Raw genomic sequence first — 20,984 nt, 5'->3', positions numbered from 1 at the left:
CCAGAGACTCTGTGTGCGCCTGGCGGGATTGTGGCCCCAGGCGCTCTTTGTTGTGTCCGGAGTTCTCCGGGCGGGGCGACCAGAAGCGACAGGCGATTCGCGCATCCCCGCGCGGAGCGCTCCTCTTCGGGCACGCAACAAGTGCGTGTCCGACGTTCCGTCAAGGAGACGAAACACATGGCTATTGGCACCGTGAAGTGGTTCAACGCTGACAAGGGCTTCGGCTTCATCACCCCGGACGGCGGCGGCGCCGACGTTTTCGCCCACTTCTCGGCGATCCAGTCCTCCGGCTACCGGAGCCTGGACGAGAACCAGCGGGTCGAGTTCGAGGTGACCCAGGGCCAGAAGGGCCCGCAGGCGGAGAACATCCGCCCGCTCTGATCTTCGGATCGGTCAGCATTACCTGTCGCGCCCTCCGGGTGTGACGGTGACGGGACCGGCCCGCCCCGCTGTCGCCTGCGTATGCAGGCGGCGGCCCGGCGGCGGGCCGGCCTGTACTCCCTTCGGTTCGTGCTTGTGAGTCCTGGCGGTCTTTTCCGCTGGTGACAGCGCCGACTTCGGCGCCCTCCCTCGACACGTGCCGCGTCGAGGAAGGCTTCCGCATGACCACAGTTATTCCCTCGTTCGCTCATACCGGTCTGGCGCCGGCGCTGCTCACCGCGCTGACCGCGCAGGGCATCAACGAGCCGTTCCCGATCCAGTCGGCGACGCTGCCCGACTCGCTCGCCGGCCGGGACGTGCTGGGCCGGGGTCGTACCGGCTCCGGCAAGACCCTCGCCTTCGGGCTTCCGCTGCTGTCCCGCACCGCCGGCCGTAAGGCGCGGCCGGGTCGTCCGCTGGCCCTGGTGCTGGTGCCGACCCGCGAACTGGCTCAGCAGGTCACCACCGCCCTGGCCCCGTACGCCCGCGCCGTCGGGCTGCGCTGCGCCACTGTCGTCGGCGGTCTGTCGTTGCAGCGGCAGGCGGACGCGCTGCGCTCCGGCGCCGAGGTGGTCGTCGCCACCCCCGGCCGGCTGCATGACCTGATCAACCGTGGCGACGCCCGGCTCGACCAGGTCGAGATCACCGTGCTCGACGAGGCCGACCAGATGGCCGACATGGGTTTCCTGCCGCAGGTCACCAAGCTGCTTGAGCAGGTCGCGCCGCAGGGGCAGCGGATGCTCTTCTCCGCGACCCTGGACGGCGGCGTGGACCGGCTGGTCCGCCGCTTCCTGAGCAACCCGGTCACCCACTCGGTCGACCCGGGCACCGCGACGGTCACCGCGATGACCCACCACGTGCTGCACGTCGACGCCGCGGACAAGCCCGACGCGCTGACCCGGATCGCCGCCCGTGAGGGCCGCACCATCCTGTTCATGGGCACCAAGCACCGCGCCGACCGGCTGGCCCGCCAACTGCTCTCCAAGGGCGTACGCGCGGCCGCGCTGCACGGCGGCAAGTCCCAGCCGCAGCGCACCCGGATCCTGGAGCAGTTCCGCAACGGTCAGGTGACCGCACTGGTCGCCACCGACGTGGCGGCGCGTGGCATCCACGTGGATGGCCTGGACATGGTGGTCAACGTGGACCCGCCGACCGAGGCGAAGGACTACCTGCACCGGGGCGGCCGTACCGCCCGGGCCGGCGAGTCCGGTTCCGTGGTCACCCTGGTCCTGCCGGAGCAGCGCCGGGACGTGTCCCGGCTGATGGCCACCGCCGGCATCCGGCCCGAGTCGGTCCAGGTGCGCCCGGGTGACGGGGCGTTGGCCCGGGTGACTGGTGCCCGTGAGCCGTCCGGTGTGCCGGTGACCATCGTCGCGCCGCCGGCGCCCGCCGTTCGGGCGCGTACCTCCGGCGGCTCGGCCGTCGACGGTGGCGCCCGGCCGGCGCACCGCGCGTCGGGGCGCTCCCGCCGCCCGCGTCGCCCCCGTACCGTCTGATCCCTTTCCCGTACGTCACCGACCCGTCCCGCTTCGGCTGGGCGGGTCGGTGTCGTTCTCGTCCATCGCCGCTCAAGACCCTGCTGTGGTGCACCGGTCGGTGCTGATCGGCTGACCCCGTCCGGCGTCCCACTGACCGAATCCGACGGTCGGTGGGACGTCCGTTCCTGCGCGATGCCCCCTGCCACCCGGCCGTTCGGCTGAGTCGGTAATCAGCCTCGCTTGGGTCGGCTGGCCGACTGCGCCCCGCTCGACGGTGGTCGAAGCTGACCAGCGGGGGGAAGCCGGGTGGGGACCCGGTACGGGGAGGAGTGATCATGGCGGGCAAAGCCGGCTCGGGGGCGCTACGCGAACTGATCCTGGTGGTCGTGGTCGGGCTCGCCGGGTTGCTCCTCGCCATGGTCGCGGCCTTCGGACCCTGGCATCCCACCCCGGCGGGCCATGCTCCCGCCGGTCTGGTGGAGCTGCGCAGTCCCGGCGACCCGGGATTCGGCCCGACGGTCGCGCACCAGGGCTGAGCAGCGACCGGCCGACCGGTGCCGGCGGAGGGGCAGGCCCGGTCAGGATCGGTACGAGGTGTGGTCGGGTCGGCGGGGCACCGGCCCGACCACATCACCTTCGCCGCTCAGGACGTTGTGGGGGCGTGGGTGAGCAGGTTGGCCAGGGTGGTGCTGTCGACCACCGTGGCGATCGCCCCGTGCACCGCCAGCCAGACGTCGGTCAGCCCGGCGGCCACTCCGTGGTAGCCGGCTCGCTCGGCCGGCAGGCCGCGCACCGTGGTCAGCGAACCGCCGACCGCGCGTAACACGTCCCCGACGGTAATCTCGTCGGCTGGCCGGGTCAGGACGTACCCGCCGTCAGCGCCGCGATGACTGTGCAGCAGACCAGCCCGGCGTAGGTCGAGCAGGATGCCCTGGAGAAAACTGAGCGGGATGTCCTGCGCCTCGGCCAGGCTGGCCGCCTTGACCAACTCGCCGCCGCCACCACTGGCGGCGACGGCGAGCATCGCCCGGAGCGCGTAGTCGCTGCGCGCGGAGACGAACACGTCACTGACCAGCCTGGTCCAGTACGCCCCAGCGGCGCCGGATCGCCTTGTCCGCCGCGCCGAACGCGGCGTCCACGACCAGGCCGACTACCAGGATGACGATCATCGTGGAGAGCAGCCAGGGCGCGTCGGACAGTTCGCGGGAGTAGGTGAGCTGGGCGCCGAGTGAGGTCTGCGAGATGCCGACCACGAGCAGCTCACCGGCCATCAGGCTGCGCCAGGAGAACGCCCAGCCCTGTTTGAGCCCGGCGACGATCGCCGGCAGGGCGGCCGGTGCGATGACGTACCGGTAGAGGTTGAGCCCTCGGGCACCCAGGTTGCGGCCGGCGCGCAGCAGCAGCGGCGGCACATAGTCCACCCCGGAGATCACCCCGTTGGCGATGGACGGTGCCGCACCGAGCACCACCACGAAGAAGATCGCCTTCTCGCTCAGCTCGAAGAGCAGGATGGCCAGCGGGAACCAGGCGATCGACGGCATGGTCTGCAACGCGGTGATCATCGAGCCGATGGCGGCGCGCAGCACCGTGGATCGGGCCACCGCGAGGCCGAGCAGCAGACCGACGGCGACCGAGAAGACGTACCCGACGGCGGCCCGGCGCAATGTGGTGACCAGGCCGTCCCAGAGCTGCGGGCTCTGGGCCTGGGCCATCAACTCGCGGCCGACCTCCAGCGGGCCCGGCAGCGAGTACGGCGGCTTCCAACCTGAGAGGACCACGAGTTGCCAGGCGGCGATGGCGATGGCCAGCGCGGCGAGCTTGGGCCAGGTGGCCGCCCAGAGTCGGGTGCCCCGGGAGACCTCCTTGTCCCGGCCGGCGATCTCCAGCGCGTCCAGGCCGGTGATCTCGGCATCGGTACGCGCCGAACTGGTGAGGGTGTCACTGGCCATGGCGGCCCACCTCCGTACGGAGCCGCTCGGTGACCTCGGCGGCGATGGCCGCGACCTCGGGGGAGTCGATCCGACGAGGTCGCGGGATGTTCACCTCGGTGGAGTAGATGATCCGGCCGGGTCGGCTGGAGAGCAGGATGATCCGGTCGGCCAGCCGGGCCGCCTCGCGGACGTTGTGCGTCACGAAGAGCACCGAGAGTTGGCGCTCGGACCAGATCCGTTCCAGCTCGTCGTGCAGGATGTCCCGGGTCATCGCGTCCAGCGCGCCGAACGGCTCGTCCATCAGCAGCACCCGAGTGTCCAGGGCCAGGGTGCGGGCCAGCGCGACCCGCTGCCGCATCCCGCCGGAGAGCTCGTGCGGGCGCTTGCGGCCGAAGTCGGCCAGGTGCACTGTCCGCAGGAGTTCGGCGACCCGCTCGCGGCGTTGGGCCCGGGGCAGCCGGCGCAGCTTGAGGGGGACCTCCACGTTGGCGTCGACGGTCAGCCACGGAAAGAGCGCCGGTTCCTGGAACATCAGGCCCGGATTGGCGTCGCCGGCCAGGGTGATCTGCCCACCGCTGACCCGGTCCAGCCCGGCCACCAGGTTGAGCAGGGTGCTCTTGCCGCAGCCGGACGCGCCGACCAGGCAGACGAACTCGCCGGGCGCGACGTCCAGCGACACACCGTCCAGGGCCAGGACGGCGCTCGCTCCGCGTCCGTACACCTTGGTCACGCCGGAGAGCGCGACCGCGGTGGTCGCACTCTGCGGCGTCGTCGTGGTCGACGTCATGGCTGGACGACCTCGGGCTTGCCAGCGGCCTTCAGCGCGTTGTTGAGGTACTTCAGGTCGTACAGGCCCTTGAGGTCCACCGGCTCGGTCAGGCTCACGTCGACGGCGTGGTCGAGCCCGGCCTTGAGGGAGGACGGGATCGGGTCGTTGGTGAACTCCAACGTCGGCCACGCCTGCTTGATCAGCTTCAGGTCCAGCGGCTTGCCGGTGATCTTGCCGATCGCGTCGGAGATGGCCTGCTGCGCCTCCTCCGGCTTGGTGTTCACGAACTCGTTGGCGGCCACCTGGCCGTCCACCAGCTTCTGCACCACGTCCGGGTGCGCCTTGAGGAACTTCGTGCTCACCAGCAGGTTGGTGATGACGAACTTCTTGTCCGGCCACAGGTCACGCTCGTCGATGAGTACCTTGCCGCCGGCGTTGAGCAGGCGGGAGACGAAGGGCTCGGGCACCCAGGCGCCGTCGATCGCGCCGCTGTTGAACGTCTCGATGGTCTGGGCGTTCTCCTGCGGCACGATCTTGACGTCACCACCACCCTCCTTGGTGGTGGTGAGGCCCTGCTGCTTGAGCCAGTAACGGATCGCCACGTCCTGGGTGTTGCCCAGCTGCGGGGTGGCGATCTTCTTGCCCTTCAGGTCCTGCGCCCCGGTGATGCCGGGCTTGACCACCAGCGCCACGCCGCCGGAGGCCGCGCCGGAGATGACCCGGACAGCCTCGCCCTTGGACTTGGAGAAGGCGTTCACTGTCGGGTTCGGTCCGATGTAGGTCGCGTCCAACGCACCGGAGAAGACCGCCTCGATGGCGGCCGGGCCGGCGTTGAAGGTCTTCGGGTCCAGCTTGACGTTGGTCCCGAGCTTCTCCGCGAAGATGCCCTTCTCCACGCCGACGACCGCCGGGGCGTGGGTGATGTTGGGGAAGTAGCCGAGGCGCAGCGTCACCGGGCCGGAGCTGCCGCCCGCGTTCTCGCTGTTGTCGCCGCACGCGGCGGTGCTGCCCAGGGTCGCCGCGCCGAGGGTGGCGAGGGCGGTCAGGGTGACCAATCGGCGCAGGGGGAGCCGTCTCATCGTCCATCCAATCCGCAGTATTCCTACTTAGTTGGTAGGAAGAGTGGGCCAGGCCGCGATCAGCGTCAAGACCCATCCACATGACGGGATGGCGCGTCTCAGTTATGTCGGTATTTCCTACCAGCTTGCTAGGTGAATCGACCTTCGGTGACCGGCAGAGAGGCGACGTCGCGATGACCTTCCACTGATTCCCGTCCATCGCACCGCGAGGAGGCCGAGCGGGTCGGCACCGAGGTGCTACCCCTGGTGACCGCCCCGGTCGCGGCGGCTCCGGGAAGGTCGCGGGTGGCGAAGGTGTCGACGCGCTAGGGTCGACTCCGTGGCGGCGCGGAGATCCAGAATTCCAGCGACGAAGTATCCGGTCGAGCGGTTCACCCTCGACAACGGCCTGCGGGTGGTGCTCACCCCCGATCGCAGTGCCCCGGTGATCGGGGTGGCGGTGGTCTACGACGTCGGCATCCGCTCGGAACCGGAGGGGCGCACCGGCTTCGCCCACCTCTTCGAGCACCTGATGTTCCAGGGCTCGGAAAACCTGGAGAAGCTGGCCCACTTCCGGCACGTGCAGGGCGCGGGCGGCACCTTCAACGGCTCCACCCACCTGGACTACACCGACTACTTCGAGACGCTGCCGAGCAACGCGCTGGAACGCGCGCTGTTCCTGGAGGCGGACCGGATGCGCGGCCCCCGGCTGACCGAGGAGAACCTGCGCAACCAGGTCGACGTGGTCAAGGAGGAGATCCGGGTCAACGTCCTCAACCGGCCGTACGGCGGCTTTCCCTGGCTGACCCTGCCACCGGTCATGTTCGACACCTTCCCGAACGCCCACGACGGCTACGGCTCCTTCGACGACCTGGAGTCCGCGACCGTCGCCGACGCGGCGGACTTCTTCCGCCGTTACTACGCCAGCGGCAACGCCGTACTGGCCGTCAGCGGCGACATCGACGTGGCCGAGGCGACCGAGCTGGTCACCCGGCACTTCGGCGACGTGCCGGCCCGGCCGGCACCGCAACGGCCCGACTTCACCGAGCCCGACCTGAGCGCCGAGCGGCGCACCTCGTACACCGATGCCCTGGCGCCGCTGCCCGCGGTGGCCGGCGCCTGGCGGGTGCCCGACCCGGTCACCGACTTCGCCGGCTACCTGCCGTACGTGGTGCTGGCCGAGGTGCTCACCGACGGCGACGCGTCGCGGCTGGTGGAACGGCTGGTGCAGCGCGACCGCACGGTGACCAGCCTCGGCGGATACCTCGGTTTCATGGGCGACCCGTTCGACGTCCGCGACCCCACCGCGCTGCTGTTGCAGGCGCACCTGCCGCCCGGCGGTGATGTGGACAAGGTGCTGCGCACCGTCGACGAGGAACTGGACCGGCTGGCCACCGACGGGCTGACCGACGGCGAGCTGGCCCGCACCCAGGCCCGGATGGCGACACACCTGCTGCGGGACACCGACGCGGTGCTCGGTCGGGCACTGCGGATGGCCGTGCTGGAGCAGCAACGCGGCGAACCGGGCCTGCTCAACGAGTTGCCCCGGCTGGTCGGCGAGGTCACCGAGGAGCAGGTCCGGGCCGCCGCGGCCACCCTGCGTCCGGAGCGCCGGGCCGCCATCGAGGTCATCCCCGGAGGCGCCCGATGACTATGAATACCACCACTACCGCTCCGGTCGGGCCGCGTACGCTGCCGCCGCTGGGGCCGACCCGCAAGCTCAAGGTGCCCAAGCAGGCCGAGCGGACACTGCGCAACGGTCTGACCGTGATCGCCGTACGCCGGCCCGCCGTGCCCCTAGTCGAACTGCGGCTCTGGGTGCCGTTCGGCCGGGTGCACCTGGCCCGCGGCGCGATGCTCTCGCAGACCATGCTGTCCGGCACCGAGTCGATGACCAGCGTGCAGATCGCCGCCGAGTTGCAGAAGGTGGGCGGCGGGCTCTCCGCGGGCGTCGACCCGGACCGGCTGATGCTCTCCGGCGCCGGCCTGGTCACCGGTCTGGACCGGATGCTGGAGCTGCTGGCCGAGGTGCTGACCGGTGCCAGTTACCCCGGCGACGAGGTGGCCACCGAACGGGACCGGCTGGTCGACCGGATCCAGGTGGCGCAGAGCCAGCCTTCGCACCTGGCCCGCGAGGCGCTGCTCAAGCGGATCTACGGCCGGCACCCGTACGCGACGCAGACGCCCGAGCCGGACCAGATCCGTGCCGTCCGGCCGGCGGCGCTGCGCACCCTGCACTCGGAGCGGGTCCACCCGGCCGGCGCGCAGTTGGTGCTGGTCGGTGACGTGCAGCCGGAGAAGGCGCTGGACGCGGCGGAGCGGGCACTCGGCGGCTGGTCGGGCGCCGGGCGTACGGCCGAACTGCCGGCGACCCCGCCGCTGGAGTCGGGGCCGCTGCTGCTGGTCGACCGGCCGGGCTCGGTGCAGTCCTCGCTGCGGATCGCGCTTCCGGCGGTGTCGCGCACCGACCTGGACCATGCCCCGCTGCAACTGGCCAACCTGATCTTCGGCGGTTACTTCTCCTCCCGGTGGGTGGAGAACATCCGCGAGGACAAGGGCTACACGTACGGCCCGCACTCGGTGATCGAGCACTCCGTCGCCGGGTCGGTGCTGGTCGCCGCCGCCGACGTGGCCACCGACGTCACCGGTCCGGCGCTGCTGGAGACGACGTACGAGCTGGGTCGGTTGGCGTCGCTGCCACCGAAGCCCGAGGAGTTGGAGCAGGCCCGGCAGTATGCCCTGGGCACCCTCCAGCTCGGCATGTCCACCCAGGCCGGTTTGGCGGCGTTGACCAGCGCGTACGCAGGCAATGGTCTGCGCCTGGACTTCCTCGCCGAGTACGCGGCGAGGTTGGCGAAGGCGAGTATCGAGGACGTCGCGCAGGCGGCGGCCCGGTACCTGGCACCGGCTCGGGCGGCGATCGTGGTGCTCGGTGACGCGGAGCGGGTCACCCCGGGGCTGGCCGCGCTGACCACTGTCAACACCGAGCGACAGGCATGAGCGAGCGAGCCATGGGGTTCAGCGATGGGCCGTCTCGCGCCGGCGCGGAGCGCAGCGGAGCCTTGGCGTGAGCGGGGAGGCGGCGCCGCCGTTGGCGCGGTCCACGCTGGATCGGGCGGCGCACCGGCGGGGGGACGCGCAGTGGTTGACCGAGGCGTGGTTGCGCGCTCGGGTGCTGCTGCTCGATTCGACCGACGAGGGGCGGACGCTGGCCCGTACCGAGACGTCACCTCCGACGTTGGTGCTGTTCGGGGCGGGTGACGTGCCCGCCGGGTCCGAGTCGTCGGCGATGTTTTTGGGTGTCGAGCCGGACGGGGTGCCGGTCTTCGCGGTCGACGCGCCGCTGCCGGCGATCCCGGGGACCCGGGCGGTCCACCTCCGCGAGGTGGGTCACCTGCTCGCCGACCGGGAGGCCGGGATCTTCACCACCGCGCTGGCACTGGTCAACTGGCACACCCGGCACGGCTACTCGACGAGCACCGGGGCGCCGACCGCGATGGACGAGGCCGGTTGGTCCCGGGTGGACCGCAATGGTGGGCGGATCTGGCCGCGTACCGACCCGGCGATGATCGTGCTCGTTCACGATGGCGTCAACGGCCCGGACGGCCGTTGCCTGCTCGGCAACAACGCCAGCTGGCAGGGCACCCCCGGCGGTGGTCGCCGCTACTCCTGTCTGGCTGGCTACGTGGAGCCGGGCGAGTCGGCGGAGGCGGCCGTGTTGCGCGAGGTCCGCGAGGAGGTCGGCATCGGGGTCGAGCGCATCGGGTACGTGGGCAGCCAGGCCTGGCCGTTCCCCGGTTCGCTGATGCTGGGCTTCCTGGCCACCGCGAACCCGGCGGACCCGGTGCGGGTCGACCCGTCCGAGATCGCGTACGCCCGGTGGTTCTCCCGGCGGGAGATCGGGGCGGCGTTGGCCGGGCAGACGGTGGACGTCGGCGAGGGGGCCCGACTGATCCTGCCGCCACCGTCGTCCATCGCGCTGTTTCTCATTCACCGCTGGCTGGACGGCTGGGTGGACGCCGGCCGCTGAACGCGGTCCCGACGCGTGGCCGTCGGCCGCTGAACGCGGTCCCGGCCCGTGGCCGCCGTTGCCGCGACGGTCACGGGCCGGGAACACGGGCCGTCGCGGTCGGTGGGTGCGAGTAACGCGGCGGGGGAGCCGGTCCGACCACGACGGACGACCTGTGAATCAGGTGCCGATGCGGCCCGGTCTGTGTCGGAAGGCGGGCCGCGGTTCGATCAGCGGCAGGACCTTGACCCGCTGCTTGCCAGAGCGGACCGCGCCGACTGTGGACAGGGCGCGGGCCAGCAGCAGTGCGGCGTCCCGGTCCTCGGCGTGCACGATCTGCCGCCGCGGCTCGGGCGCTGTCGTCTCGTCGCGAAGTCGGTGGCCGTCCGCCCAGGCGGCGGCGATGTCCCCGTCGGCGACGGCGCGGATGTCGGTGCGAACGATCAGGAACCGCATGAGGGTCTCCGGATGAACCGCGACGGATAAGCCTGTGTGGAAGTTCCACGTATCCGAGGGCCATGTTACGCCCCGTGTTCGTCCCAGCAACTGAAACGCGCCTATCGGTTTCGAGCCTCGTCCGATTGGCCGAGGGCTGCTCAACAGGGTCGGCGGGTCATCGCGTGCCGGGTCGGCGGTGCAACGCGACGGGGCCGTCGGCAGTGCGCCGACGGCCCCGTACCCGGTGACCTAATCAGTTCAGATCGAACTGGCCCTTCTTCGCTCCGGTGATGAAACCGAGCCAACCCGCGCGGTTGAACAGCAGCACCGGGCCGCCTCGGTCCTTGCTGTCGCGCAGGGCGACCGCCGACGGGCCGGTGGCGAGCGGGGCGACCTCCACGCAGTTGGAGGTCTGGCTGCGGGTGCTGGTACGCCACGGGGCGTCCGCCAACGAGTGGGCGGAGACGGACGGCGTGTTGCGGATGTCGTTCATGGTTCTGCTCCTGACGTGCAGCGATCCAATGGGACGAGTGGTGCCGCACGTCCTGACGGAGGGTCCCCCGTGGATCACCGGTCCGTCAGTCGCTCCGAACCCTGGCGGCGCTGGGTCGGCGCCGTTGCCGGCCCGAACGCCACTGTGGATGGGGACGTCGCCTCGGTCAGCCGTCCCGTCGCCTCGATCAGCCAGGAGAGGGTGTCCGAGGCGTCAAGTGCCGCCGTGCATAGCCACTCGAACACCACTTTATAGCGATTTAGCGTGATTGACTCGGTCGACATGACGTCGGTGAAGCCACCTTCGATGGCCAATGTCTCCGGATCGAGGGGATCCGCGAACCGATAGACCGAGAAAGCGGTCGGCGGAAGGTACCAATTGCCGACCTGGGTGTCCCGGAGCAGTACGTGCAGGGTCACGTTCGGCAGCAGGGCCAGCTCGCACAGTTGGAGCAACTGCTCGTGCAGCACCTCCGGCGGCCCGGCCCGGCGACCGAGAGCCGCCTCCTCCAACACGGCCGTGTAGCGGGGAGCGTGCGGCTCCCGGGTGAGCAGCGACTGTCGGGCCAGCCGCGCCTGCACCTCGGTCTCCGGCTCGTCGCCAGGCTCCGGCTCGCCCGCGCCCGCGTTCACCTGGCGGGCCGACACGATCCGGAGCTGGGCGTACCCGGGGGTCTGCAACAGGCCGGGCACCAGCACCGGGTTGTACTCGGAGATCTCCGCGCAGCCCGCCTCCAACTCGGCCCAGCCGCGCTGTTGCTGCGTCATCACCGGGAAGTTCTTCAACCAGCCGCGCATGTCGCCGGCTTCGTTGGTGATGCCCAGCAACTCGTCGTGCAGCGCCTGGTCGGCGCCGTAGAGGTCGAGCAGGTCGCCGACGTCCTGCGGGTCCGGTCGGCTGCGGCCGTTCTCCAAGCGGGACAGTTTGGACGCGGACGCCCAACCGATACGCTCGATGACCTGATCGCCGGTGAGGCCCGCGGCCTCACGCAGGCGGCGCAGCTCGATGCCCAACCGGCGACGACGCAGGATCGGGCTGGGTGCGGCAGGAGGCACAGTGTCCTCTTTCCCGTCGACCGCCGCAGACGCGACGGTAACTGTATGAAATTCGCCCCCCACGGTCAGTATGGACGGCGCGACCGGCGTCGGACGTTCCGGCGAGGGCGTGTCTTGCGAAAATCGGACCAAGGGAATGTCGGACGACGACGGACCCGCGGTCGCGGCCGTCGACTTCGCCCACCCGGGCACGCCATCCCCGCCGGAGGGACCCATGTGCACGATCCTGCGCCGACCCGACTTCCGCCTGCTCTTCGGCGGCCTACTGGCCAGCATGACCGCCGAGTCGATCCTGCTGCTCGCACTCGCGATCTGGGTCAAGGATCTGACTGGCTCCGACGGGTTGGCCGGTGCCACGATCTTCGCGGTCATCGCGCCGATGACGCTGGCACCGCTGGTCGGCTGGGTCGTCGACCGCTACCCGCGCCGACCGTTCTTCGTGGCCGCGAACGTGGTGACCGCCGCCCTGCTCGCCCCGCTGTTCACCGTCCACGACGCGGGCGACGTCTGGGTCGTCTATCTGGTGGCCGCCCTGTACGGACTCTCGTCCATCACGCTCGGCGCGGCGCTCAGCGGGCTCATCCGCGAGTTGGTGCCGGTCGAGCTGCTGGCCGAGGCGAACGGCGTGCTCCAGACCGTACGCCAGGGGATACGACTGGTCGGCCCGCTGATGGGCGCGGCGCTCTACGCGGCGCTCGGCGGGTGGGCGCTGGCCGGAGTCGGCATGGTCGGATTTCTGACCGCGGCGGCGGTGGTGACCGCGCTGCCCACCCCCCAACAGGTGCCGCCGGCCGCACGGCTGCGGTGGCCGGCCGAGTTGGGAGCCGGCCTGCGGCACCTGGCCGGCGAACCGGCCCTGCGGCGGGCCCTGCTCGGTTACGGGCTCGGCTCACTGGTGATGGGCTTCAGCGAGTCGCTCATCTTCGCCTACGTGGACCAGGGGCTGAACCGGGATGCCGCGTTCGTGGGTGTGCTGGTCACCGTGCAGGGTGTGGGTGGGTTGCTCGGCGGGCTCTGCTCACCGACGCTGGTCCGCCGGCTCGGAGAGGTCGGCACGATGGCCGCCGGGGTCGCCTTCTTCTCTCCGGCCGCGCTCGCGCTCGCGTACCCGGATCTGCGGCTCGGGTTCGCGGCGGTGCTGCTGGCCGGGGTCTCGCTCCCACTGACGATGGTGGGGTTGCACACGCTGATCCAGCGCCGCACTCCGCCCGCGCTTGTCGGCCGGGTCGCCGCCGCCACCCAGGCGGTGGTCAGCGGGCCGCAGGCGTTCTCCATCGGGGCGGGTGCCCTGCTGGTCGGGTTCCTGGACTACCGGTTGCTGTTCGCGCTTGTCGGGGTGGCCACCCTGGCCGCCGGCGGCTACCTGTGGCGGGGGCGGCACCTGAGCACGCCAACCGGGGCCCGCCGGCCGACGCCGCCCACCCGCCCGATGCTCCCGGCACCCCGCCGGCCGGCCGAGGACACCGACCGACCCGGACTGGGGGCACCCACCGACCCACGACGAGCGGCCGCCCCGGGTGGGGCGGCCGCTCGTCGCGAGTGAACCGGCAGATCAGGCGTTGAGGGTTTCCAGGTGCTGCTTGACCTGGGTGATCGAGGGATTCGTCAGGGCGCTGCCGTCGGCGAAGCGCAGCGTCGGCACCGTCTGGTTACCGCCGTTGACGCTCATCACGAACTCCGCGGCCTTCGGGTCCTGCTCGATGTCGACCACCTCGTACCCGATGCCCTCCCGGTCGAGCTGCGACTTCAGCCGGTGGCAGTAGCCGCACCAGGGGGTGGAATACATCGTCAGCATGGTCGGATCCTCCAACTCCTCCGGCCGCGGCTTGCGGATCAAGCCGAGGCTGTTCGCTGCAACGCTGGGAGGAGCTGAGATGATTCCTGGTTGTGGTGGTTCACTCAGCGTCGGAACAGGTGCTCGCCGGGCTGGACCCGGAGCAGCGCTCCGCCGTGACCGCACCTGCCGGCCCGGTCTGCATCCTGGCCGGCGCCGGCACCGGCAAGACCCGGGCGATCACCTCCCGGATCGCCCACCGGGCGCTCTCCGGGGAGATCTCCCCCCGGCACGTGCTCGCGGTCACCTTCACCGCCCGCGCCGCCGCCGAGATGCGGAGTCGGCTCACCGTCCTCGGGGTGGGCGGTGTGCAGGCGCGGACCTTCCACGCCGCCGCGCTGCGCCAGGTGCGGTACTTCGCGCCCCGGCTGCTGGCCGGCCGCGCCATGCCCGAACTGCTGGACAGCAAGGTGCGACTGGTCACCCTCGCCGCCGCCCGGGTCGGCCTGCGTACCGACCGGGCCGCCGCCCGTGACCTGGCCGGCGAGATCGAGTGGGCGAAGTCGTCGCTGGTCGAACCGACGGACTACGTGGTGGCCGCGGCCCGGGCGCTGCGCGACACACCCCACGAGCCGGCGAAGGTGGCCGACGTGTTCACCGCGTACGAGCAGCTCAAGCGCTCGAACGGCGTGATCGACTTCGAGGACATGCTGCGGGCCGCGGTGTGGGGCATCGAGGAGCACCCGGACGTCGGCGAGCAGGTCCGTGGCCAGTACCGGCATTTCGTGGTCGACGAGTACCAGGACGTCAACCCCCTCCAGCAACGGTTGTTGGACGCCTGGCTGGGCGGCCGCGACGACCTGACCGTGGTCGGGGACGCCAGCCAGACGATCTACTCGTTCACCGGGGCGACCTCCGCGTACCTGGTCGACTTCCCGCGCAAGCACCGCCGCGCCACGGTGGTTCGGTTGGTCCGTGACTACCGCTCCACCCCGCAGGTGGTCGGGCTGGCCAACGCGGTGATCTCCCAGGCCCGGGGCACCGAGGCGCGCCTGCGGCTGGAGTTGAGCGGGCAGCGCCCGCCCGGCCCCGAACCGGATCTGCGGATCTTCACCGACGAGCCGGCGGAGGCGAACGCGGTGGCCGCGCGCTGCCGGTCGCTGATCGACGCGGGCACGCCGGCGAAGGAGATCGCCGTGCTGTTCCGCGTCAACGCGCAGTCCGAGGCGTACGAGAAGGCGCTCACCGAGGCCGCGGTGCCGTACGTCGTGCAGGGCGCGGAGCGGTTCTTCGAACGGGCCGAGGTGCGCCAGGCGATGGTCGCGTTGCGTGCCGCCACCCGGTCCATCCCGGGCGAGACACCGCTGCCGGCCGCCGTGGTCGAGGCACTCACCGCCGTCGGCTGGGCTCCGGACGCACCCCCGGCCGGTGGCGCGGCCCGCGAGCGATGGGAGGCGCTGTCCGCGCTGGTCCAGCTCGCCGAGGAGTACGCGGCCACCCCCGAGGTCGTGCCGATCGGCGAGGCCGCCTCGGTGGAGCGCCCGGTCACCCTCACCGACTTCACCGAGGAACTGGCCCGCCGGGCCGCCCAGCAGCACGTACCGACGGTGGACGGCGTGACGCTGGCGTCCCTGCACTCGGCGAAGGGGTTGGAGTGGGACGCGGTCTTCCTGGTCGGCCTCGCCGAAGGCACCCTGCCCACCACGTACGCCAAGACCGTCGAGCAGGTCGAGGAGGAGCGCCGGCTGCTCTACGTCGGGATCACCCGCGCCCGGGAGTGGCTCTGGCTGTCGTACGCTGCCGCGCGCTCGCCGGGCGGACGGGCCCGGCGGCCGTCGCGGTTCCTGCCCCAACTGGACCGCTCCGGCGGCACCGAACGAGCGACCGGCGGCACCGGTCCGGCCCAGCGTCCAGAGCGGCGGCGAACCCAGATCGTCTCCTGCCGGATCTGCGGCGCCACCCTGCTCGCCGGCCCGGACCGCAAGCTCGGCCGCTGCCCTACCTGCCCGTCCGACATCGACGATGAGCTGCACGAACGGCTGCGCGAGTGGCGGCAGCGGGTGGCCGGTGCGCAGAAGGTCCCGGCGTACGTGGTCTTCACCGACGCGACGCTTGTCGCGTTGGCCGAGCGGCGACCCGGCCGGTCGGAGGAGCTGATCGCCATCGCCGGTATCGGCCCGCGCAAGCTGGGCCTCTACGGTGAGTCGGTGCTGGCGCTCGTGGCTGGTGCCGGGGTGGACGATGTCTGCCCAGAGAAAACTTTCGAAATCTCGTCGTAAATTCGTTTGCCCTCGCCCCGGCGCGAGGAATAACCTCAGGACACACCACGCGAGCGGCGCCATTCCGGCTGCTCACAGGGTCGGTCCAGTCGATTCGAGGAACGTGAGGGAGGTGGCACCCGTGGAGATCTTCACCTATGAGCGTCTGGCGGCGATGCCGTCTGTCCACGCTCCGCTGTCGGCTGTGCCGGTGGCCCTCACGGCTGCACGACCGTCGGTTCCGCAAGTGCACCAGGTTCAGGCCGAGCTGATCCTGGCCGTCGCGCCCACCGGAGTCGAGGGGACCAGTGGCTTCACGGGCAATGGCATCCGGGTCGCCAAGAAGCGCATGGATGTCCGCGGCGTTCCACCTCGAGGTAAACCGGTCTGACCATCAGACTCCGGCTCACCTCGAGGCCGCGGAACCCGCTTACCGGGATCCGCGGCCTTAATTTTTTGCCCGCCGTAAGTACGTCGGAATGCGATCCACGAGATCGAAGTGAGAGAGAGGTGACCGGGAGATGAGTCTGGCGTTGGCCCCCCTCGACATGAGCGTCGAGATGGAGGCGAACCTGCCCTGCCGGAAGTTCGACCCCGACCTGTGGTTTTCCGACTCGCCCACCGAGCTCGAGCTGGCCAAGTCGCTCTGCGGGGACTGCCCGCTGCGCGTCGAATGCCTGGCCGGAGCCGTTGAGCGAGCGGAGCCGTGGGGCGTCTGGGGCGGCGAGATCTTCGAGCGTGGCGCGGTTGTTCCGCGTAAGCGGCCCCGTGGCCGTCCGCGTAAGGAGGACGTCGCCCGTGATGCCGAGCTTCGGGTCGAGGCCGAGGCGCGCCTGGCGGCCAGTGGGCTGTCCGAGGCGCGTGGCGCGGTCCGGCTAGCAGCCTGACATGTTCCCGACCAGTTCCAACTACGCCGGTGTGACACCGGCAGTGAGCGAGAAAACGATGTTGAACATTCCGAGTGGAGCCTTCGAGATGCAACTACTCCACGAAGCGTTGACCCGGGCTCGAATGCGCCGGCCTCAGGCCGGTCGTACCACCACGAGCACTGAGGCAACCCGATCCGCCCGTACCGTCGCCATGACCGGCCGCAACCAGGCGGCTCGCGACCTGGGCGTTCTCTAGTACCACCCCACGCAGAAGGGCGGGTGCCGACCGGCACCCGCCCTTCCCCATGTCGTGAGCCGCTCGGGCCCCGGCGCTGTCAGCCGGCTCAGGCCTCGGCGCTGTCAGCGACCGGGGCGAAGCCGGGCAGCCAGCGCTCCAGGATGCTGCGGTAGGGGGCCTTCGCCTCCAACTGGCAGAGCACCCCGATCGACCCGAGTGTCACCCGGTGGATCAGCAGGTACGACGGTGGCAGGTTGAGCTGCCTGCTCAGCTGGTACGTGGGGGAGCGAGGGCTGGCCAGTCGACCCGCCTCGGCCCGCAGCCAGGCTCGGGTGAACCGGAAGCCGTCCGCCGCGATGGGTTCCAGCATGGGGCGCATGAAGTCGAGCACCCCCTCGGCGTCGATCTCCTCGGCCGAGCCGATGAACCCCTCCGACCGCAGCCCCGCCACGACCTCGTCGGCATTGCCACGCAGGGCCATCGCGGCGATCCGACCGATCGGCTCCGGGGTGCCCTCCGGCATCCGGGCCACCGCACCGAAGTCGATCACCCCGAGCCGACCGTCGGGCAGCAGCCGAAAGTTTCCCGGGTGCGGGTCGGCGTGCAGCAGCCCAGCCCGCTGCGGCGCGGAGAGGTGCAGGGTGGCCATCAACCGGCCGGCCTCGTCCCGATCCTCCTCGGTGCCCTCGCGGATGATGTCGGCCAGCGGGGTGCCCGTCACCCATTCGGTGACCAGCACCCGGGGCGAGGCGTTGACCACCTCCGGGATGTAGATCTCCGGGTCGTCGGCGTACGCGGCGGCGAAGGTGCGCTGCGACTCGGCCTCCAACTCGTAGTCCAACTCCTCGGTGATCCGTTCGCGCAGCTCGGCCAGGAGCGGCTTGACGTCCAGGCCGGGCTGGATGGCCCGGAACATCCCGCCCAGCCGGGAGAGCTGCTTGAGGTCGGCGAGCAGGGCGTCGCCGGCCCCCGGATACTGGATCTTGACCGCTACGTCGCGGCTGTTCGGTGCGCCCGTCTCGTCGACCCCCGGCTCGCGCCAGCGGGCCCGGTGCACCTGGCCGATGCTCGCGGCGGCGGCCGGGACGTCGTTGAACTCGACGAACAGGTCGCGCCAGTCGGGGCCGAGCTGCTCGGCCAGCACCTTGTGCACGCTGGCGGCCGGCAGCGGTGGCGCAGCTTCCTGCAACTTCGTCAACGCCTGCCGGTAGGGCGCGGCGATCTCCTCCGGCAACGCCGCCTCGAAGACCGACAGCGCCTGGCCGAACTTCATCGCCCCGCCCTTGAGCTGGCCCAGCACGCTGAACAGCTGCTCGGCGGTGCGCTGCTGAATCTCCGCCGAGATCACCTCGGAGGCGAGCCCGGTGACGCGCTTTCCCATCCCGAGAACGGTGCGGCCGGCGAAGCCGAGCGGCAGGGCGGCGAGCTTGGCGGTGCGGGACACGGCGCGGCGCGGGATGTCGGTCACCCGGTCATTGTTACCGACCGGAGGGCCCCCCTGCTGCTCTGCGGCCGGGCTGGTGCGGACACTCGCCCCTGCGAGCACCCACACGCCGGGTGTGGCGGCCAACCCCGACGACGGAAACGGCCGGCACCGGTGATTTCGATGGCGCCACCCAGCGTCTCCGGCTGGCCCCCGTCCAGCTGGGTCAGTGCCTCGGCCAGCGCGTACCCGCAGGCGGCGAGCAGGGTGCCGGTCGTTCCGGCGGCCACCGGTTCGACGGCGGCGAGTTGAGCGGCGAGCCGCGGCCAGTCCGGGTCGCGGTCGGCCCGGTGCAGCTCGACGCAGTGCAGGCAGGGCCCGACGGGCGGGCGGACCAACGGCCCGATCACCGGTACGCCTTCGCGGAGGGTGACCAGCAGGTGCGGCTGCCGGCGCTGGGCGAGACCGGCGGCGAGCAGCGCGGGGGGCCGGTCCGTGCCGAGCTGGATCACCAGGTCGATCCGTCCGGCGCGGCTCGGGTGGGTGCCGGTGCCCGGCGCGACGCGGTTGACCGCGGCTCGCACCGCAGGTGCCAGCGGGCGACCCAGGTCGGTGGCGGGGATCCCCGTGCCGATCAGGTCGACGGGGCGTACCGGGCCGGTGAGCTGGGGAATCACCTGCCCCACGCCGGACTGGGCCAACGCCACCGTCAGCGGCCCACCGAGCGCCCCGGGGCCGGTGAGCAGGACGCGGGCCGCCCGCCGCCGACGCAGGACCTGTGCCGGGGTGCCGGGCAGTCGGGCGGCGGTCAGGGCCAGCGCGCCGGCCTCCGCCGCGAGCCGGGCACGGACCGGGCCGGTCAGGTCGCGGGGGAGCAGGCTGTGCGCGGGCACCAACAGGCCGGCGCCGCGCAGGGTGTCGAGCAGGGTACGCGCGTCGTCGGTGCTGATCTGGGCGGTCGCCGCCTCGGCGAGCACGGTGCGCTCGCTGCGGGTGCCGTCGAGCAGGTCGAGCAGGTGGGCGGCGCGGGGGTTGGCCAGCTCCAGGAGGACGGCCGGCCCGGGGCCGACGCCGAGCTGGAGGGTGTGCCGGTCCCGCCAGAGCCGGTTGAGGCCGGGCAGCAGGGTGGGGCGGGGCAGTACGGTGCGGCTCATGGTCACGAATCGTGACCGCATCCTCGCGCTTGGTCGATCGTTGTCCACAGGCGGCCAGGCCGCTGTCCAGCGCTATCCACAGGATTTGGCGAGTTTTCCACAGCCCGCTGTCCCTGTTGTCGGTCACCTGACAGGGCCACCGACGCCGGTTGGCACCGAATTCCCGATCGGCGACGGGGTGGGGTGGCCACCGGCCACCCCACCCCGTTCAACCCGTTCGGGTCAGACCTTGGCCTTGCCCAGGATGCGGTTCACTGTTGTTCCGCATACCGGACACTTGCCCTTGGCCATGTTCATTCCGGTCTTCGAGACCTCGACGTGCCCCTCGAAGTCCCGCTTCTCCTTGCACTTCACGCAGTAACCGTTGTAGGTCGTCTGGGCCTGGTCGGCCACGATGCCCTCCTCGTCTCGTCCGCCGGTCAATGCCGTTCCGGCGGGGGCCCGGCGGCGGGCCACACGGGCGCCGGCGCTGGGTCTCACTCCGCGGCCACCTTCGTGACCGCTGGTCCGCGGACCCTACCCAGGTCTGGGCAGTTCCATGTCAGCTGTGCATCGACACTGTGAGTAAGTCGACGTCGAGAGTGTGCATGGCGAAATAGGTCGGATAAGTCAGTTTGGCGGGGACACGCCGACCAAACCCTGACAGCCACCCGTGCGAGTGCCCCCGCGGCGGCATCCGGGACGGTGATCACCTACGGTGGGGAAGTGCCGCGTACCCGCGCCATCGGCGTTCACAAAGGGTGACGAGATGGCGCGATGGCGCTGCGGTCAAGAAATTTTCGGGACGCCTAGCGACCAATCACCACTTTCTGGGCGCGCGTCGTGCGGTTGACTCTTGCGGACCCCTGGTCAGTGGGCATTAGCTTTCCTTCGTGACACGTAGCCGAGGCTGCGCGGGCCAGTGATGGCTGGGACGCGCAAGCCGGTCGTCGAGGTGCGGCGCAGCCAGCGTCGACGACGCACGGTGTCCGCGTACCGTGACGGTGAGCGAGTGGTCGTCCTCATCCCCGACCAGTTCTCCCGCGCCGAGGAGAGCGAATGGGTCGACCGGATGCTCGCCCGGCTCGCCGCCCGGGAGGGGCGCCTCGCCCGCTCCGACGCCGAGCTGCTGGCCCGCGCCAACCGGCTCATCGACCTCTACCTCGCCGAATACCCCACCAAGGCGGTGCCGGCCAGCGTCCGCTGGGTCACCAACCAGAACGGCCGGTGGGGCTCCTGCACACCGGCAGACCGCAGCATCCGCATTTCGCACCGCGTCCAGGAGATGCCCGAATGGGTGATCGACTACGTGTTGCTCCACGAGTTGGCGCATCTCATCGTGCCCAGCCACAACGCGCGGTTCTGGGCGTTGGTTGGTCGCTACCCCAAGGCGGAGCGCGCCCGCGGCTACCTCGAAGGGGTCGCCGCCGCCTCCTGCGCACCGCTCCCTACCTGATCAACACCCTCCGACGCCTCCGGGTGCCGCGCCCGGACGCCGCCTGAGGCGCGATCAGCCTAGATCCACTCGCTTTCCTGAATGCCGCGCTATCGGTGGCGCCAGGACACCCCGACTTCACGGAAACCGAGTCGATCAAGTTGCCGAACCCGGCCGGGTAGGCGGGCCGGGTGGGGTGGCCG

The 20,984-nt window shown here is 71.1% G+C and carries 22 protein-coding genes; 11 read left to right on the top strand and 11 right to left on the bottom strand.

Annotated features, from left to right (window positions below; genetic code table 11):
* Nucleotides 1-177 precede the first annotated feature (177 nt).
* The 3 genes from cspE (at nt 178) to DLJ59_RS05685 (ending at nt 2,434) form a co-directional block, all read left to right on the top strand.
* Nucleotides 178-381: a transcription antiterminator/RNA stability regulator CspE gene (gene cspE, locus DLJ59_RS05695; RefSeq protein WP_007464836.1), complete on the top strand. Its 204-nt coding sequence runs from the start codon at nt 178-180 to the stop codon at nt 379-381.
* 221 nt (nt 382-602) lie between these two features.
* A complete protein-coding gene (locus DLJ59_RS05690; protein WP_124771453.1) occupies nt 603-1,916 on the top strand; it encodes a DEAD/DEAH box helicase in 1,314 nt (437 codons plus the stop codon).
* Between the two features lie 317 nt (nt 1,917-2,233).
* Entirely contained in the window at nt 2,234-2,434 is a 201-nt protein-coding gene (locus DLJ59_RS05685; protein ID WP_124771452.1) for a hypothetical protein, read from the top strand.
* Nucleotides 2,435-2,541: 107 nt separating this feature from the next.
* Here DLJ59_RS05685 and DLJ59_RS05680 read toward each other — a convergent pair whose 3' ends face one another.
* The 4 genes from DLJ59_RS05680 to DLJ59_RS05665 are packed head-to-tail and all read right to left on the bottom strand — an operon-like array spanning nt 2,542 to nt 5,677.
* Nucleotides 2,542-2,961, bottom strand: a complete 420-nt coding sequence (locus tag DLJ59_RS05680; RefSeq protein ID WP_124771451.1) for an RrF2 family transcriptional regulator — start codon at nt 2,959-2,961, stop codon at nt 2,542-2,544.
* 1 nt (nt 2,962) lies between these two features.
* Complete coding sequence (locus DLJ59_RS05675) at nt 2,963-3,847, bottom strand: ABC transporter permease (protein ID WP_124771450.1); 885 nt, start codon at nt 3,845-3,847, stop codon at nt 2,963-2,965.
* On the bottom strand, nt 3,837-4,616 hold the full coding sequence (locus tag DLJ59_RS05670) for an ABC transporter ATP-binding protein (protein ID WP_124771449.1): 780 nt from the start codon (nt 4,614-4,616) through the stop codon (nt 3,837-3,839). The genes DLJ59_RS05675 and DLJ59_RS05670 overlap by 11 nt, the downstream gene beginning before the upstream one ends.
* Nucleotides 4,613-5,677: an ABC transporter substrate-binding protein gene (locus tag DLJ59_RS05665; RefSeq protein WP_124771448.1), complete on the bottom strand. Its 1,065-nt coding sequence runs from the start codon at nt 5,675-5,677 to the stop codon at nt 4,613-4,615. Before DLJ59_RS05665 ends, DLJ59_RS05670 begins: the two co-directional genes overlap by 4 nt.
* Nucleotides 5,678-5,996: 319 nt before the next feature.
* Here DLJ59_RS05665 and DLJ59_RS05660 point away from each other — a divergent pair, with 319 nt between their 5' ends.
* From DLJ59_RS05660 to nudC, 3 genes are all read left to right on the top strand, one after another.
* Complete coding sequence (locus DLJ59_RS05660; protein WP_124771447.1) at nt 5,997-7,307, top strand: M16 family metallopeptidase; 1,311 nt, start codon at nt 5,997-5,999, stop codon at nt 7,305-7,307.
* Nucleotides 7,308-7,309: 2 nt separating this feature from the next.
* A complete protein-coding gene (locus DLJ59_RS05655; protein ID WP_124771456.1) occupies nt 7,310-8,656 on the top strand; it encodes a M16 family metallopeptidase in 1,347 nt (448 codons plus the stop codon).
* 67 nt (nt 8,657-8,723) lie between these two features.
* Entirely contained in the window at nt 8,724-9,686 is a 963-nt protein-coding gene (nudC, locus tag DLJ59_RS05650) for an NAD(+) diphosphatase (RefSeq protein ID WP_124771446.1), read from the top strand.
* A gap of 159 nt (nt 9,687-9,845) precedes the next feature.
* On the opposite strand, the gene DLJ59_RS05645 is transcribed toward nudC, so the two are convergent.
* The 3 genes from DLJ59_RS05645 to DLJ59_RS05635 form a co-directional block, all read right to left on the bottom strand.
* Nucleotides 9,846-10,121, bottom strand: coding sequence for a hypothetical protein (locus tag DLJ59_RS05645; RefSeq protein ID WP_124771445.1), 276 nt, complete (start codon nt 10,119-10,121; stop codon nt 9,846-9,848).
* Nucleotides 10,122-10,356: 235 nt separating this feature from the next.
* Nucleotides 10,357-10,596, bottom strand: a complete 240-nt coding sequence (locus DLJ59_RS05640; protein ID WP_030337575.1) for a DUF397 domain-containing protein — start codon at nt 10,594-10,596, stop codon at nt 10,357-10,359.
* A gap of 74 nt (nt 10,597-10,670) precedes the next feature.
* Complete coding sequence (locus tag DLJ59_RS05635; protein WP_124771444.1) at nt 10,671-11,651, bottom strand: helix-turn-helix domain-containing protein; 981 nt, start codon at nt 11,649-11,651, stop codon at nt 10,671-10,673.
* A 214-nt stretch (nt 11,652-11,865) separates the two neighbouring features.
* Here DLJ59_RS05635 and DLJ59_RS05630 point away from each other — a divergent pair, with 214 nt between their 5' ends.
* Nucleotides 11,866-13,194 carry an MFS transporter gene (locus DLJ59_RS05630; protein WP_124771455.1) on the top strand — a complete coding sequence of 443 codons (1,329 nt, stop codon included), beginning with the start codon at nt 11,866-11,868 and terminating at the stop codon, nt 13,192-13,194.
* Nucleotides 13,195-13,203: 9 nt separating this feature from the next.
* Here the strand turns inward: DLJ59_RS05630 and DLJ59_RS05625 are convergent, their stop codons facing one another.
* Nucleotides 13,204-13,446, bottom strand: coding sequence for a mycoredoxin (locus DLJ59_RS05625; RefSeq protein WP_030337579.1), 243 nt, complete (start codon nt 13,444-13,446; stop codon nt 13,204-13,206).
* Between the two features lie 92 nt (nt 13,447-13,538).
* On the opposite strand from DLJ59_RS05625, the gene DLJ59_RS05620 reads away from it, so the two are divergent.
* The 3 genes from DLJ59_RS05620 to DLJ59_RS05610 all read left to right on the top strand — a co-directional run bounded on the left by DLJ59_RS05620 (nt 13,539) and on the right by DLJ59_RS05610 (nt 16,570).
* A complete protein-coding gene (locus DLJ59_RS05620; RefSeq protein ID WP_124771443.1) occupies nt 13,539-15,704 on the top strand; it encodes an ATP-dependent DNA helicase UvrD2 in 2,166 nt (721 codons plus the stop codon).
* A 154-nt stretch (nt 15,705-15,858) separates the two neighbouring features.
* Nucleotides 15,859-16,074, top strand: a complete 216-nt coding sequence (locus DLJ59_RS05615) for a hypothetical protein (protein ID WP_208648565.1) — start codon at nt 15,859-15,861, stop codon at nt 16,072-16,074.
* Nucleotides 16,075-16,204: 130 nt separating this feature from the next.
* Nucleotides 16,205-16,570 carry a WhiB family transcriptional regulator gene (locus DLJ59_RS05610; RefSeq protein ID WP_124771441.1) on the top strand — a complete coding sequence of 122 codons (366 nt, stop codon included), beginning with the start codon at nt 16,205-16,207 and terminating at the stop codon, nt 16,568-16,570.
* Nucleotides 16,571-16,896: 326 nt separating this feature from the next.
* On the opposite strand, the gene DLJ59_RS05600 is transcribed toward DLJ59_RS05610, so the two are convergent.
* The 3 genes from DLJ59_RS05600 to DLJ59_RS05590 form a co-directional block, all read right to left on the bottom strand.
* Complete coding sequence (locus DLJ59_RS05600) at nt 16,897-18,258, bottom strand: ABC1 kinase family protein (protein WP_124771439.1); 1,362 nt, start codon at nt 18,256-18,258, stop codon at nt 16,897-16,899.
* Nucleotides 18,255-19,367, bottom strand: coding sequence for a TOMM precursor leader peptide-binding protein (locus DLJ59_RS05595; protein ID WP_124771438.1), 1,113 nt, complete (start codon nt 19,365-19,367; stop codon nt 18,255-18,257). The genes DLJ59_RS05600 and DLJ59_RS05595 overlap by 4 nt, the downstream gene beginning before the upstream one ends.
* Nucleotides 19,368-19,589: 222 nt before the next feature.
* Complete coding sequence (locus DLJ59_RS05590; RefSeq protein ID WP_167457767.1) at nt 19,590-19,760, bottom strand: DUF5679 domain-containing protein; 171 nt, start codon at nt 19,758-19,760, stop codon at nt 19,590-19,592.
* A 511-nt stretch (nt 19,761-20,271) separates the two neighbouring features.
* Here DLJ59_RS05590 and DLJ59_RS05585 point away from each other — a divergent pair.
* Entirely contained in the window at nt 20,272-20,802 is a 531-nt protein-coding gene (locus DLJ59_RS05585; protein ID WP_124771436.1) for a M48 metallopeptidase family protein, read from the top strand.
* The last annotated feature ends 182 nt before the right edge of the window (nt 20,803-20,984 follow it).

The sequence above is a fragment of the Micromonospora inaquosa genome (assembly GCF_003857055.1).
GTDB classification, from domain to species: Bacteria; Actinomycetota; Actinomycetes; order Mycobacteriales; family Micromonosporaceae; genus Micromonospora; species Micromonospora inaquosa.
This window is presented reverse-complemented; position numbering and strand designations above follow the sequence as displayed.

What these genes read in the sequence shown, in the direction of transcription:
- cspE (WP_007464836.1), top strand. Translation starts at nt 178, where the DNA reads ATGGCTATTGGCACCGTGAAGTGGTTCAACGCTGACAAGGGCTTCGGC.
- DLJ59_RS05690 (WP_124771453.1), top strand. Translation starts at nt 603, where the DNA reads ATGACCACAGTTATTCCCTCGTTCGCTCATACCGGTCTGGCGCCGGCG.
- DLJ59_RS05685 (WP_124771452.1), top strand. Translation starts at nt 2,234, where the DNA reads ATGGCGGGCAAAGCCGGCTCGGGGGCGCTACGCGAACTGATCCTGGTG.
- DLJ59_RS05675 (WP_124771450.1), bottom strand. Translation starts at nt 3,847, where the DNA reads ATGGCCAGTGACACCCTCACCAGTTCGGCGCGTACCGATGCCGAGATC.
- DLJ59_RS05670 (WP_124771449.1), bottom strand. Translation starts at nt 4,616, where the DNA reads ATGACGTCGACCACGACGACGCCGCAGAGTGCGACCACCGCGGTCGCG.
- DLJ59_RS05665 (WP_124771448.1), bottom strand. Translation starts at nt 5,677, where the DNA reads ATGAGACGGCTCCCCCTGCGCCGATTGGTCACCCTGACCGCCCTCGCC.
- DLJ59_RS05655 (WP_124771456.1), top strand. Translation starts at nt 7,310, where the DNA reads ATGAATACCACCACTACCGCTCCGGTCGGGCCGCGTACGCTGCCGCCG.
- DLJ59_RS05645 (WP_124771445.1), bottom strand. Translation starts at nt 10,121, where the DNA reads ATGCGGTTCCTGATCGTTCGCACCGACATCCGCGCCGTCGCCGACGGG.
- DLJ59_RS05640 (WP_030337575.1), bottom strand. Translation starts at nt 10,596, where the DNA reads ATGAACGACATCCGCAACACGCCGTCCGTCTCCGCCCACTCGTTGGCG.
- DLJ59_RS05630 (WP_124771455.1), top strand. Translation starts at nt 11,866, where the DNA reads ATGTGCACGATCCTGCGCCGACCCGACTTCCGCCTGCTCTTCGGCGGC.
- DLJ59_RS05625 (WP_030337579.1), bottom strand. Translation starts at nt 13,446, where the DNA reads ATGCTGACGATGTATTCCACCCCCTGGTGCGGCTACTGCCACCGGCTG.
- DLJ59_RS05615 (WP_208648565.1), top strand. Translation starts at nt 15,859, where the DNA reads ATGCCGTCTGTCCACGCTCCGCTGTCGGCTGTGCCGGTGGCCCTCACG.
- DLJ59_RS05610 (WP_124771441.1), top strand. Translation starts at nt 16,205, where the DNA reads ATGAGTCTGGCGTTGGCCCCCCTCGACATGAGCGTCGAGATGGAGGCG.
- DLJ59_RS05595 (WP_124771438.1), bottom strand. Translation starts at nt 19,367, where the DNA reads ATGAGCCGCACCGTACTGCCCCGCCCCACCCTGCTGCCCGGCCTCAAC.
- DLJ59_RS05585 (WP_124771436.1), top strand. Translation starts at nt 20,272, where the DNA reads ATGGCTGGGACGCGCAAGCCGGTCGTCGAGGTGCGGCGCAGCCAGCGT.